Raw genomic sequence first — 12,437 nt, forward strand, 5'->3', positions numbered from 1 at the left:
CGGCCAGCCGGCAAAAAGCCGTAGTCCTGAGAGGGCTACGGCTTTTTTTGTATTACAATTTGACCAGGTTAAGGGTCGCCAGCGGCCCTTTCGCCTGTTGCAGCTTGCTGCCCGTTGCCAGATCACCCAGGTCTACCGGCGAAAAGCCGATCGATTCGATGAGCCGGCTTACCTGCGTTTTGGCTGCTGCATCGTTGGCGGAAACGAAAAGTACCCGGTTACCGCCGGCGACCCGGGGATCTTCGGCAAGCGTTTTGTAAAAGATGGTGTTAAATGCCTTCACCACTTTTGCTCCGGGAAGAAGCGCTGCTACTACTTCGCTGGATGCTTTTGTTCCCAGGTCTTCCACTTTAAAGTCGGGTGCATAGGAGATGAAATGGTTTGTCGCGTCGATCACGACCTTCCCATTCCAGTCGGCAATACCAGTAATGGATGGTATTTGCGACCACGGCAATGAAAGTAAAACGATCTCTGCCTGGGCAGCATCCTGGACCGATCCGGCCCGCGCGTTCTGGCCGAGCTCGGCTACCAGGCTTTGAAGCGCATCCGCCCCACGCTGGTTACTAAGTATAACTTTATGCCCTGCCTTTACCAGGTGACGGGCGACGGTCTGGCCGATGTGGCCGGCGCCGATAATTCCGATTGTTTGCTGCATGATTTTAATTTGGTTTGGCCGGCCCCACGAAGTCGCCGGCTGTGCTAGAAATGATTGTATTGATGTCAGGGGACTTAAATACCTTCCGGAGCGGCCAACGAAGCGGCAGAAGGCGTTGCGAGTAGTTGTAGTTCCCAGCTCAGGCTTGTGCCCACGTTGCCCATGTGTTCTATGAGCATTTCCGCCAGCGCCGGCACGGTTTCGGTGCGGGCCCAGTCACGTTGCAGCTCGGAGGCAAAAACCGTCCAGGTCAGTGGCACAGCGCCAGCCTGGACCATGCGCATCACGGCCATTTCGTGCGCTTCAAGGCTTACGCCGCCCGATGCGTCAGTGACGATATACACTTCATAACCTTCACCCAATGCCTGGATGACCGGCATTGCAAGGCATATTTCAGTCCATAAGGCGGCCATGACGATTTTCTTCTTACCGGTCGCTTTTACCCAGTCGGTCACCCTGGTGTCTTCCCAGGTGTTGATGAAGGTGCGATCGATCGGCTTTTGGTCCGGAAAGATGTCTTGAAGCTGTTTGATTAGAAATCCACCCCGGTGCTCGACGACCGTCGTAAACAGGGTAGGCACGCCAAACGCTTTGGCCGATTTGGTGAGCCCTACCACATTGTTGATGATGGTTTGGGTGTCGTGGCTTCTCAGGCCGGCAAACTGGAATGGCTGGTGATCGATCAGTATCAATGCACAGTTATCCGGGGTCAAAAGTGCTCCAAGTCCTGCTTTTGGGTTCAATGTGGCGGTAGTCTCCATGATGTTTTTGTTTAATCGTTAAGAATTTGATCGTTGACGAATGCTGGCTGTTGTTTTTCGTTAGCCGCTTTCGATAATGCAAAGTTGGGGCATGGTGGCTCCGGAATTTTTGACCTGGATTAAGAAATGCGGTTGATATAGATCAATTCAAATACCGCTTTTTTGACTAATGGAGGGTGCAAGGCAACAGACAAAAGACCGCCCCACATGGTGGTGAGGCGGTCTTTATTGGTTTTGGTAACTACTTGGCCAGTACCTGTTTTCGGACCCTGCTCATCGTTTCAGGGGTAAGGCCGAGGTAGGAAGCGAGCATGTTTTGGGGAAACCGCTGTATAAACTCGGGGTTGGCCGTCATCAGGTACCGGTATTTCTCTTCCGCTGTCATCGTAATGCTTGCCTCGATGCGTTTTTGAGAGGCGACCGAATGGTTTTGATCCAGGATGTGCGCCATTTTAAGAAAGGAAAGCGACTGTTCTTTAAGGACATTCAGCTTGTCAAGGGTCGTCACCAGCAGCACTGAATCTTCAACCGCATCGATGTTATACCTGGACGGTGTCTGGCTGATAAGGCTGCCGCGGTCGCTGATCCACCAATCTTCGATGGCAAAGTTTGTGATATGCTCAAAGCCATTGCTGTCGATACTATATTGTCTTAACGCGCCCGAGGCCACGAATGCCATATACCGGCAAACGGTTTCCTGGTGTAAAAGGAATTGCCGTTTCCTGAGGCGCTTGACCTCGAATGCTTTTTCTATGAAAACGAATTCTTCATCCGGGATCACGGCCGATGTGACCCGGTCGATATACTTGCGCAGCTTGTCGAACATGTTGGTTAAACCGGCGAGTTCTGCCGGAATCTGGTCTGTTAGGTAGCCGAAGTTAGTACTTTCTTCGAAATCGGGCATGTAAGCCAATCGTCAGTTTGATTTAAGACAAGTGAATTCATTGATCTGCATCAATTTTTAGCGGAATAGGCCAATCTAAATTTGCCCTCGAACTAACCAAAAAAGTCATGGCAAGATTAGAAAACAAAGTAGCGATCATCACCGGGGCTGCCGGTGGAATGGGAGAAGCAGAAGCAAGGTTATTCGCTGCGGAAGGCGCAAAGGTGTTGCTTACAGACATCGATGGTTATGCTTTGAGGGCGTTGTAGAGCAGATCACCTCACAGGGGCAGACGGCGGCATATTTGGTCCAGGATGTATCTTCCGAAAGCGGTTGGGCACAGGTTACAGCCCGGGCGATTGAGCTTTTTGGTAAAATTGATGTATTGGTAAACAACGCCGGGGTGACCGGAAATTTGCTGGCCCCGTTCGAGGAGCGCACGCTGGAAAAATTTAACAAGGTTCTATCTGTGAACCTGGTCAGTCAGTTCCTGGGAACAAAGGCGGTTTTGCCGTACCTAAGAAGTAATGGCGGCGGTTCGATCATAAATATTTCCTCGATCGGTGGCATCATCGGCTCAGCCGGTGCAACGGCCTACACGGCTTTAAAAGGTGGATCGCGTGCGTTCACAAAAGGGGCCGCAGCAGAGCTGCGAAAGACAATATACGTGTTAACTCGGTTCACCCGGGTTACGTGGAAACGCCCATGACGACCCACATGAAAGGGGCCGGCGATTTTGCAAAAATGGCCATCGGCGCTACGCCGCTCGGACGCGGCGGAAGCTTGAATGAAATCGCTTATGCTGTGCTTTATCTGGCATCTGACGAATCAACTTTCACGACAGGGGCAGAGTTTGTGATCGATGGTGGCGCGACGGCTTTGTAGGCAGTCAAAGTAATGTATCTTAACGTAGCTGAGCATTAGTGAGTCAATATCTCGGATTTCACCTTCGGGTAGCCTTTACGGCCAAAAGTGTTCGTTTTTCTAATGTCTAGTCAGCAATAAATTTTATCTATAAGAATCAGGGGTAAATTTTATCGGTCGTATTTCTGTAAAATACGCGATTTGCATAAACTCACTGTTGCTCACCGTGATCGAGGCAAATTTTACGATAAAACCACTATCGGTGACGTTAAACTGTACTCTGATTATTTGAAGCAAGCAGCTGACATTCCACACTTTGTATTGCACTTCGCGTCTATTTAATGCTGAATTTATCTAAGACTATTTTCAATAGCGCTTAAAGATCAGATATTTTAAAAATTTAAACATCCTATACAACCATTCAGGTGGTTTTTATCCACCTTGTAACAACGAGTAGTATTACAACATTACCTCTTGCGTGTAAAACACTAGCTGTCAATGAGAAACCATATAGTCTTACTTTGTTTTACCTTGGCAACACAATTAGTGTATTCCCAGGATACAATCAAAGTGACTTTTAGCCAAGAAACCGACACACTTACCAAGCAACGATTCATTGACAAATACGAAAACGTCTTCATGACAAAAGTGCCCACCCGACATATGTTGAAGTTTGGGTTGGGGTTTTACCCTGACAATCTTAGAAGATTTTATAGCTCGGAAATCAGGAACGTAACTTATGAGATCGGCTATGAGTATAAAATATTACCTGCGGTCTCAATTGGTGTCAATATTGGGGTTACCAACCCCTATAACTACACGCCTAAATTTGCTGGTACTTTCGTGGCAAACATTCAAGGGAAATGGTATTTCGATATGGACAAAAGAATCAGGCAGGAGAAAAGTGCCAACAATTTCACTGGCAATTTTCTATCGGCAGTCTATGAGCATCGGACCCGATATGACTGGAGGCGTTTTGAATTATCCAGGATGGGGATCGAGTTCGGACTACAACGCAGGTTTTTAAGTCAGGGGAGATTTGAATTTGCAGTTGGCCTGTTTCGCCAGACATACCAGAATGGTTACTATCAGGCTGATGAATGGTTAGCGGGTGATCAAACAACGGAATTGGCCATATCCACTCGTACCAACATCGGGTTGGCCATCGGTGATTGGAAGCGCACCAGCCGTTCCCCTTTGTGTGAAATATTGAACTGTGAACAGTTTGTCCAGGATCAATGGAAGGTATCCCTCCCAAGCCTGGAATTGTCATTGAGGAAAATTCAATTGACGACGGCATTCGCTTATGAGCGAAAATTCGGGCAAAGCCCCTTTTCCGTCAACGCCCAGGTTTTTTCAGATTTTCGTAAGGAGTTTCGTAGAAGCTACAAATCTGACGGCAATGAGGTATCTGATTACACTTATCAACTGCAACCAATTATTCAATTTCGGTTCTATGCCTTGCAAAAGCGGAACATCCGGAAAGGTACCGGGGGGAACAATTTATCAGGAATATATTTTGCGCCACATGTTGAATTTCTTAGATATACTACAACAAAGTGGGGACATTACCAATCCAAACAACACTTTGGGCCAGGACTTTCACTAGGGTATCAGCAATCCATCTTTAAGCGTGTGTATGTCGACATTTTTGGAGCTATGGGACGAAACTTACCTAGTGATTCACCAGACAGCCCAAAACGCTTCGGCACTTTAAGGATAGGTTTTGGACTCAGGATATAATTAAAATCTTTTCGTACACCCATGGTCTTGCAATCTGAATATTAAAGTTGGTCGATCCGTATGCGACAGCTTTTTTTTAAGAAGTCGTTCTCCACCTGCAACTGGCCGATCTGCTTAAAGAGGTTGTCAACGTCAACAGATTCCTCCTCTTTGGACGGCTCTTCTCCGAAAGCTTTTCCTGCCCGCTCTAAAAACTCCCGCTTCCATGCCGATACCTGGGTTGGGTGAATCTCAAATCTGGTCGCCAATTCACTCAGAGACTCTCGTTCTTTCAAGGCCTCCACAGCGACCATTGCCTTAAATTTTGCTGTGAATTTCCTCCGGCTTTGTTTCATTGTCTTCATCGGTTTAATGTCAAGTTACTAAACTTAACCGATGGCCTCAATTCTGGGGAGTATTACATGTGTACTAACCAGGTGTTATACAATGATTCTACTTTGTTCATGACTATTATTTGAGCAGAGCTTCGTAACGGAAGTTCAGCAGGCTAATCGTCTGTCGTTATCTACTCTATATATGTAAAGATTGATCATCGGTTCGACTGGCTGGGTTTCCAGTGCAAACTCGTCAACTTCTACAAGGATACCTTTGTGGGAAAGCTCAGCAACCACCATCTTGATGATAGAAGCAGGCGTTTTTGATGTAAAAAAGGTATAAATCAAACAGTCAGAGTAAGCACTGCTTTCCAGTATTGCTTCAATAATCTTGTCAACTATGGCCGGTCTTACAGTGTTTAAATGCTTACTCATTCAACAGATCAAAGAGTGAATTATTGTAAAGGTAGTAATACTAATTGTTACGGTTGTTCTTCACTTTGACACGTGTCATTCCTATGACGATCAATTTTACCGCCAAATATATAACGACGCTAATCTGCGGAGATTTAGGAAAGCTGATGACAACCGAATCTCATTTAATGCTCAAAATATACTTGCTGCTATCCAAAGGGAGGCCTCGTACAGATCGTCACCTTAATCTTTTAGAACAACCACCTTTTACTTGTCCGAAGAGAGATTGGTATTTCGATGTAGCTGTAGCTTCGTTGTAAAACCAGTGTTTTCACTGATAGAGGATGTATTGTTGAAGCCAGCAGACAAAAATCTGCTGGCTTTTTGTTTACCAATTATAGCTCTTTCGGTGATAATGCAATCCATTTGAAAATGCTTGATCCCTTGAGCGCTAGAAGCCTTGAGCAACGTGATGCATGGAGCTCACATGTGGATGCTTCCGGGCCATACGCGCTGTTCGCCAAACAACAGAATGGTATATTTTGTTTGGTCTTGTCTACCGAGTCGTGCCAGAAGGTGACGATGGCAATTTTAATGAGTAATACTGGTCAATCGTAAATGAACAATTGTTCTTGCCTTTCAAACGCCATAAAGCTATGTGACCGCCAGGGTTTTGACCAAAAATGGTGCGCGATAGCAGGGCATTGCGGTGATCACCGTATCTCTCAGAGTAGTAGTCAACATTCTGGGCCTTGGCATTATACATCGTCAAGTGATTGCGATACGTAGATTTTATAGAATAAATTCTACAATGTAGGGCGCTATCTACGACTGCTAATTTTTCATGTCGACAAAAATAATTTGATATCGGACTTATGTTTGTGCCATGCTTAACCAGGGACGCCCGGTGTAGTGAGTGCATCATTAAAACTTCGAAGTAGTAGCGCTACCGCTTTTCAGGTAGAGCATTTCAATTATCCAAATATCAACCGATTTAATACTTATGAAGACAACTCGACTTGTTCTAACATTCGCCATTGGTTTCATGCTGGCTGCGGCTACCATTGCATCTGCGCAAGTAAAAATCGGATCGAACCCTACAACGATCGACCCGAGCAACAACCTGGAAGTGGAAAGCACTGACCCGGCCAAAAGAGTCAGTATAAATAAAAATACTGGTAAGGTCACTATTGCCGACGGTTCACAGGGAAACGGCTTTGTGCTTACATCTGATGCGAATGGAGTCGCCACATGGCTGCCACTTTCAACGGCAAAAATACCTCAGACGGTATTCAATGGAGCGATTACGGCGCCTACGACTGTACCTACGTTTACGGTACACGACGATCCCGCACAGCGTCTGCCCCTGGTCCCAAGTGTCGGCGGTGAGAATTGGCTGCCGGCCGAAAAACGGTACACAATTCCTGCTAATGGATCGTACTCCGTGCAGGTGGGTTTGTCGTGTAACAGTACTACGGGTGCAGGGGTAGTTCTTTGGACCAGGATCTGGGTTGTCTCGGAAAACGGGGGCCCGCTTTTCAAAGGCACATCTCCGTTGGGAGGCACTGCAGGTGACTGGCAGTCTGTCGTATATACAGGAAGGTTATCGGCGGGCGACGCAATTTCACTGGAAGGGTATACGATGCAAACCGACGGGAACCCGCCCATTAACCCTATCTGGACTGGGACATGTGGCCGGGCTTATATGACGATCACCAAAATAGAGTAGTTTGTTTACCGCCAACTTGGCTCCATAACACCCACGGAAATTCAACAGCATATTCTTGAATCGCAATTCTTTTGCATCAATTACAAATTTCTATGAAGACAATTCGACTTATTCCAACATTGACCATCGGTCTGATGCTCGCGGCGGCCACTGCTGTTTCCGCACAGGTAAAAATCGGCTCCAACCCAACAACGATTGATCCAAGCAACAATCTCGAAGTGGAAAGTACCGATCCGGCCAAAAAGGTCAGCATCAACAAGAACACGGGCAAAGTAACGATTGCAGACGGTTCGCAAGGGGCGGGAAGGGTTTTAACCTCAGACGCGGCCGGTGGTGCCACCTGGCAAACCCCATCGGCCCCGGGAATGGTAAACGGCACGCTAGGAAACCTGGTAACCGTGCCGGGTGATGGGCAATTTTACTCTGGGGCTAGTATTACTTTCCCGAGAGCAGGTACATATATGGTGACAACCCGTTGGGTAATGCCAACTGGCGCCACTAGCTACCCGGTGGGTAATCAAGTTTTTATAAATACCGCATTGTCCAGCAGTTCTTCCACCTTTGAACTAGCTGGTCTTACCGCTGAATGGGTGCTGGTTGCGCCAACGGCACACCATACAACGCCAGCGTTTCGGGTAACTGTAACCGAAGGCCAGACTCTTCACTTCTGGTTTTGGACAGGTTCCTTTTCCGGAGAGCTGCAGTTCGTAGAAACCTACGCCGTGGGGCCATTCTGATAGCATACGCCGACTTGCATTTGCCAGTCAAACCGATCAAACCTTATGACATCAAAGTACTAAGCATACTTTATATGAAACTAAAACAAATAAAATTACCTAGAAGGGCATGTGCCAGCATCGCGGTTTGTGCCGCCCTGATGGGCCATGCACATTTTGGCTGGGCGCAGGAAGGCAGCCAGGGCAATACCACGATCTTCGGTGGCGCCCAGATGAGCTTTTTTGCCAACCATGATTTCGTAGCAGGCGGTGCGGGCGTGCAGCCGGGTGTGATCTTGACCGAGCGCGCGTCTGGTAATTTCGGCATTCTTAATTTTGTCGGTAACAATCTCACATCTAATGGCGCATCCGATGCCGGGTATGTGGACGGCTATGTGCGCAAATACGGCTCAGGTCAGTTCGTTTTCCCGGTGGGCGACAACGGCTCGCTAGGCCCGTTTGCCGCATCTGGCGACGGCACGATGGGCGCTTACTTCCGCGCTGATCCCAATGCCGCCGCGACCAGCAACCTGTTTACGGGCACAGATTACCCGGCGCTTCCAACCGGTGGTCCGTTTGCTACCAGCAGCAGGGGTGCAGGCGTGACAGCCATCAGCACGATAGAATACTGGGACATCGACGGCGCGAGCGCAACACCGCTCACCCTTACCTGGGACGCGTCCAGCGGCATAGCAGGCCTGACAGCCAGCCAGCTGGCTAATCTGACCATTGCTGGTTGGGATGGGACTCAATGGGTAGCCATCCCTTCATATATTGACCCTACGTCGGTGCTCGGTGGGAGCAGTGATCTCAATGCAGGCTCGATTACCACGACAGGTTCTCTTTCACCGGACTCCTATATTGCCTACACCTTTGCGTCGCGCGAGCTGGCGCCACTTTCCACGATTGTGATCGCTAAGAAAGCGCAATCGGAAGTGAGCCCGGGTGTTGATTTTGGTTTCACCTCCAATCTGCCTTCCGGCAGCTCATTTACGCTGAATGACGATCCGGCATTCGTCTCGTTGCAGGACGTAGGGATGGCAAATAACAATACGATTTGGGCCATTGGCGCTCCGGCGTCTGGAACGGGCAATGGTGGGGTGTACTACCGTGCCCCCGGCTCATCCAGCTGGACGACTGCGCCTGGCTTGGGTACGCGCGTAGATGTAGATCAAAATGGTACGCCTATCCTGCTCAACGCCGAGGGTTTTATGTACACATGGGATGGGAGCGCTTTTATTCCCACAACGCCGACAACTATCAACGCTTTTGATATTGGGATGTCGGCCGGTGCTACGCAAGCGGCATATTTGCTTGCTTTCAACACAGCCGGTTGCTACAATCTTTTCAGGTGGAATGGCGGCAACAGCTATACTGGTTTTCCAAACGTTTGCGGTTCCCGGGTGGACGTAGCGCCGGATGGGTCGGTATATGTTCTTAGTGAAACGGCTGGACAGGTTTACCGTGTCACAGTCGCCGGTGATGTTGCGACGATTGCTGAAACATATCCGTCCCAGGGGTTCGCAGATATCACGGTTGCTGCTGATGGCAGCGTTTGGGCCGTCAACAGTGCGCAAGCGTACCGTCTTTCCGGAAACAATTGGGTGGTAGACCCCAACAGTGGAGGGGTGCTTTCCGGAAGCAACAATGGCGGTATCTCCGCCGGCGCCGATGGGGACACACCAGTGCTGACCTACAATGCCAAGGCGGATGCTCCAACGACGATGCGCGGAAGACTTATACAGCGTAGGGAAGATGGGGGATGGCTCAATGACCATACTGTCAGGACTGCGGGTGCCGGGAATAGCATCATTTATAACGTTGCGCCAGGTACATACACGATTTCCGAAAACGCAGCGCCTGGATCATGGGAACTGATCAAAATCAACACTGCCGGCGGATCAGTAAGCACCGACATTGCTAACCGGACAGCGACTGTAACAGTAACCGCCGGTCAGACGGCACATTTGGAATTCGTCAATTACAATATCCAGACTTCACCGATTTCAAATTCGTGCGGTACCCCTTTTGTTGAGACATTCGGCGCGTCTGGTTCTGAAACAGTTTCGTCACTTCCTTCGATTTACTCGCCGTACCACTTCAATGAATACGGTGCTGAAACCCATACGGTAGTAAATAACTTTCAGGCGCTATACTACGGGACAGTTGCCCCTGACCACACGGCCGGCGATGTAGGAGGTTACTTTCTAAATGTGAACGGAGGTTTCGGCCAGGACGAGGTTTTTCGTCGCCGGTTTAGCGGACTGCTCCCTGGTGCATCGTATTCACTTTCACTTTGGGCCACTAACTTAACAACCGCGCCGGGCTATGTGCTTCCAAACCTGGTACTGGAAGCAAGAAACTTGCAAGGTGGTCTGATTTCCTCGCAATCGACGGGTGATATACCGTTTACGTCCGAAACCGACTGGCGCCAGTATTCGATGACATTTGTCGCTGACGCCTCCGGGACTGTTGATTTCATTATCCGCAACAATCAGCAGGTCCCAGGGATCAACGGCAACGATTTCGCCATTGACGACATAACCATCGGAATTGGCTGCGACTATGGCGACGCACCGGATTCGTACAGTACGCTCACGACCGGAAACGGCCCCTCGCACCGCGTGACAAGCTTCCTTACCATGGGCAGCACAATAGACGCGGAAACGGATGGAGCCCCGGGCCAGCAGGCTAATGGTGATAACAACACCGGCTTGAATGATGAAGACGGTGTGACGGCGTTCCCTGCGATTGCCGGAGGGTCTACCACCTCGATCGTCAACTACACAGTCAATGTTGCCACTGTTAACCTGACCACATCGACGGCGAATCTTTGCGGCTGGATCGACTGGAATAACAACGGAACATTTGACGCCAGCGAAGGCATTTGCACGACAGTCGCCCCCGGCGCTTCGAGCGCAACGCTTATTTGGCCCAGCGCGACCTTGGGCGGGGCAACAGGCTCTACCGGTGTGTTCGCACGTTTCCGACTTACCACCGATCCGCTTGCGACCAGCAGCGTGAATGGCGCAGCCGCAGACGGTGAAGTGGAGGATTATTTCATCGCATTTGAAAAGCCGCTTCCCGTTACTTTGGCGCGTTTTACGGCAACGGCCGAAACTGGCACCGTACTGCTGGCATGGTCTACAACCGAAGAGAAAGGCAGCGACCGCTTTGAGATCGAGCGCAGTGTAGATGGAAAGTCGTGGGTAATGATCGGTAGCGTAGCGTCTCGCGGCGAGAGCAATGCACTGCTCGATTATTCATATAACGATTTAAGACCGGCCATGGGCAGCAACCTGTACCGCCTGAAAATGGTGGATGCAGACGGCACTTATGCATTGAGCAGCATTCGTGAAGTGAAGCTGAAAGGTGTGATGGCGATTGCTTATCCAAACCCGGTTTCAGATAAGCTTCTGATCGCCGACCACGGTCAGGTGAAACAGATAACACTGACCAGCATCGCCGGTATACAGGTGTTCAGCAGCCGCAGCATTCCTTCTGATGGCGTGGATGTACGCAGTCTTGCACCGGGCGTGTATACGCTTTCTATGACCCTGTTTGACGGCACTATTAGCACACAAAAGATCGCCGTATCAAGGTAATCACTGGTTAAGGGTTTCAGGGCAAAGTATTTTAAAGCCCTGGAACCCTTTCTTTTTCCAAGGCAAGGCCCTTAATTCGTAAAACCCTGAAAAACAATAATCCACCGTCATCCAATGGCGATTTTGATCGTTACAGATAATCCCGCCTTAAATATCGGCCTCCGTTCAATTATCATCAGTGAATTCGATGACACCCTCATTCTTGAATCGGATAGTTTACAAAGCAGCCTTTCTGCCTACCAGACAGGGCAAGTTAAGACGCTGGTTCTTGATGCTGGTGTGGTAGACGGAAAAGATGCGTCGCTGCTCGATGCGTTCAGGCAGTCCCATCCCGATGTAGCTGTTGTAGTGCATTTGGGAGATGATTTCCAGTATATCTATGCTTTTATCCGGACGGGTATCCACGCACTGATTTCCAAAAAGTCCGACGCTGTTGAAATTCTCGAAGCGATCCAGGTAGCTCAGCGCAAAGCCCGGTTTATCGGTTTTGATGTTCAGCAGGTGTTGCTTTCTCACATTGCAGCCGATCCGGCAAACCGTGGGCTAACCCGAAGGGAAAGGCTAATAGCTGACTTGTTGGCCGCAAATGTCTCTTACCGACAAATTGCGGGGGCTGCAAAGATTAATATTGAAAAAGTCTCTGAGTATCGGCAAGCTATCTTTGGAAAGCTCAGGGTGGACAATAATGAGGAACTAGCCATGAAATTGACAAGGCAATTAGGTAAGGAAGCTAAGCGATAATCTTTTTTGTTG

Annotated in this window: 11 protein-coding genes and 1 pseudogene; 7 read left to right on the top strand and 5 right to left on the bottom strand. The window is 49.2% G+C overall.

What is annotated here, in order from left to right; all coding sequences use genetic code 11:
- Nucleotides 1-52: 52 nt before the first annotated feature.
- The 3 genes from H144_RS0106805 to H144_RS0106815 all read right to left on the bottom strand — a co-directional run bounded on the left by H144_RS0106805 (nt 53) and on the right by H144_RS0106815 (nt 2,320).
- Nucleotides 53-793 (bottom strand): NADPH-dependent F420 reductase, encoded by a 741-nt coding sequence (locus H144_RS0106805; protein ID WP_308425746.1) that lies wholly within the window; start codon nt 791-793, stop codon nt 53-55.
- On the bottom strand, nt 730-1,416 hold the full coding sequence (locus tag H144_RS0106810; protein ID WP_026350474.1) for a hydrolase: 687 nt from the start codon (nt 1,414-1,416) through the stop codon (nt 730-732). Before H144_RS0106810 ends, H144_RS0106805 begins: the two co-directional genes overlap by 64 nt.
- Nucleotides 1,417-1,657: 241 nt before the next feature.
- Complete coding sequence (locus tag H144_RS0106815; RefSeq protein ID WP_019941302.1) at nt 1,658-2,320, bottom strand: Crp/Fnr family transcriptional regulator; 663 nt, start codon at nt 2,318-2,320, stop codon at nt 1,658-1,660.
- A 107-nt stretch (nt 2,321-2,427) separates the two neighbouring features.
- Here H144_RS0106815 and H144_RS34950 point away from each other — a divergent pair, with 107 nt between their 5' ends.
- The 3 genes and pseudogenes from H144_RS34950 (at nt 2,428) to H144_RS0106825 (ending at nt 4,906) form a co-directional block, all read left to right on the top strand.
- Nucleotides 2,428-2,568 carry an SDR family NAD(P)-dependent oxidoreductase gene (locus H144_RS34950; RefSeq protein ID WP_019941303.1) on the top strand — a complete coding sequence of 47 codons (141 nt, stop codon included), beginning with the start codon at nt 2,428-2,430 and terminating at the stop codon, nt 2,566-2,568.
- Between the two features lie 35 nt (nt 2,569-2,603).
- Nucleotides 2,604-3,184 (top strand): annotated as a pseudogene (locus tag H144_RS34815) (SDR family NAD(P)-dependent oxidoreductase).
- Nucleotides 3,185-3,661: 477 nt separating this feature from the next.
- Nucleotides 3,662-4,906: a hypothetical protein gene (locus tag H144_RS0106825; RefSeq protein WP_019941305.1), complete on the top strand. Its 1,245-nt coding sequence runs from the start codon at nt 3,662-3,664 to the stop codon at nt 4,904-4,906.
- Nucleotides 4,907-4,947: 41 nt separating this feature from the next.
- Here the strand turns inward: H144_RS0106825 and H144_RS0106830 are convergent, their stop codons facing one another.
- Complete coding sequence (locus H144_RS0106830; RefSeq protein WP_026350476.1) at nt 4,948-5,241, bottom strand: transposase; 294 nt, start codon at nt 5,239-5,241, stop codon at nt 4,948-4,950.
- Between the two features lie 144 nt (nt 5,242-5,385).
- Nucleotides 5,386-5,655 carry a hypothetical protein gene (locus H144_RS0106835; RefSeq protein WP_019941307.1) on the bottom strand — a complete coding sequence of 90 codons (270 nt, stop codon included), beginning with the start codon at nt 5,653-5,655 and terminating at the stop codon, nt 5,386-5,388.
- Nucleotides 5,656-6,637: 982 nt separating this feature from the next.
- Between H144_RS0106835 and H144_RS0106840 the strand changes: the two genes are divergently transcribed.
- The 4 genes from H144_RS0106840 (at nt 6,638) to H144_RS0106855 (ending at nt 12,425) form a co-directional block, all read left to right on the top strand.
- Entirely contained in the window at nt 6,638-7,363 is a 726-nt protein-coding gene (locus tag H144_RS0106840) for a hypothetical protein (protein WP_019941308.1), read from the top strand.
- A 92-nt stretch (nt 7,364-7,455) separates the two neighbouring features.
- Nucleotides 7,456-8,100, top strand: coding sequence for a hypothetical protein (locus H144_RS0106845; protein WP_019941309.1), 645 nt, complete (start codon nt 7,456-7,458; stop codon nt 8,098-8,100).
- Nucleotides 8,101-8,174: 74 nt separating this feature from the next.
- A complete protein-coding gene (locus H144_RS0106850) occupies nt 8,175-11,684 on the top strand; it encodes a GEVED domain-containing protein (RefSeq protein ID WP_229207849.1) in 3,510 nt (1,169 codons plus the stop codon).
- 114 nt (nt 11,685-11,798) lie between these two features.
- Nucleotides 11,799-12,425 carry a LuxR C-terminal-related transcriptional regulator gene (locus H144_RS0106855; protein WP_019941311.1) on the top strand — a complete coding sequence of 209 codons (627 nt, stop codon included), beginning with the start codon at nt 11,799-11,801 and terminating at the stop codon, nt 12,423-12,425.
- The last annotated feature ends 12 nt before the right edge of the window (nt 12,426-12,437 follow it).

Source organism: Dyadobacter beijingensis DSM 21582 (assembly GCF_000382205.1).
GTDB classification, from domain to species: domain Bacteria; phylum Bacteroidota; class Bacteroidia; order Cytophagales; family Spirosomataceae; genus Dyadobacter; species Dyadobacter beijingensis.

Bases quoted from the DNA above. Each gene is read 5' to 3' on its own strand.
- H144_RS0106835 (WP_019941307.1), bottom strand. From the start codon at position 5,655: ATGAGTAAGCATTTAAACACTGTAAGACCGGCCATAGTTGACAAGATT.
- H144_RS0106845 (WP_019941309.1), top strand. From the start codon at position 7,456: ATGAAGACAATTCGACTTATTCCAACATTGACCATCGGTCTGATGCTC.
- H144_RS0106810 (WP_026350474.1), bottom strand. From the start codon at position 1,416: ATGGAGACTACCGCCACATTGAACCCAAAAGCAGGACTTGGAGCACTT.
- H144_RS0106855 (WP_019941311.1), top strand. From the start codon at position 11,799: ATGGCGATTTTGATCGTTACAGATAATCCCGCCTTAAATATCGGCCTC.
- H144_RS0106830 (WP_026350476.1), bottom strand. From the start codon at position 5,241: ATGAAACAAAGCCGGAGGAAATTCACAGCAAAATTTAAGGCAATGGTC.
- H144_RS34950 (WP_019941303.1), top strand. From the start codon at position 2,428: ATGGCAAGATTAGAAAACAAAGTAGCGATCATCACCGGGGCTGCCGGT.
- H144_RS0106850 (WP_229207849.1), top strand. From the start codon at position 8,175: ATGAAACTAAAACAAATAAAATTACCTAGAAGGGCATGTGCCAGCATC.
- H144_RS0106825 (WP_019941305.1), top strand. From the start codon at position 3,662: ATGAGAAACCATATAGTCTTACTTTGTTTTACCTTGGCAACACAATTA.
- H144_RS0106815 (WP_019941302.1), bottom strand. From the start codon at position 2,320: ATGCCCGATTTCGAAGAAAGTACTAACTTCGGCTACCTAACAGACCAG.
- H144_RS0106840 (WP_019941308.1), top strand. From the start codon at position 6,638: ATGAAGACAACTCGACTTGTTCTAACATTCGCCATTGGTTTCATGCTG.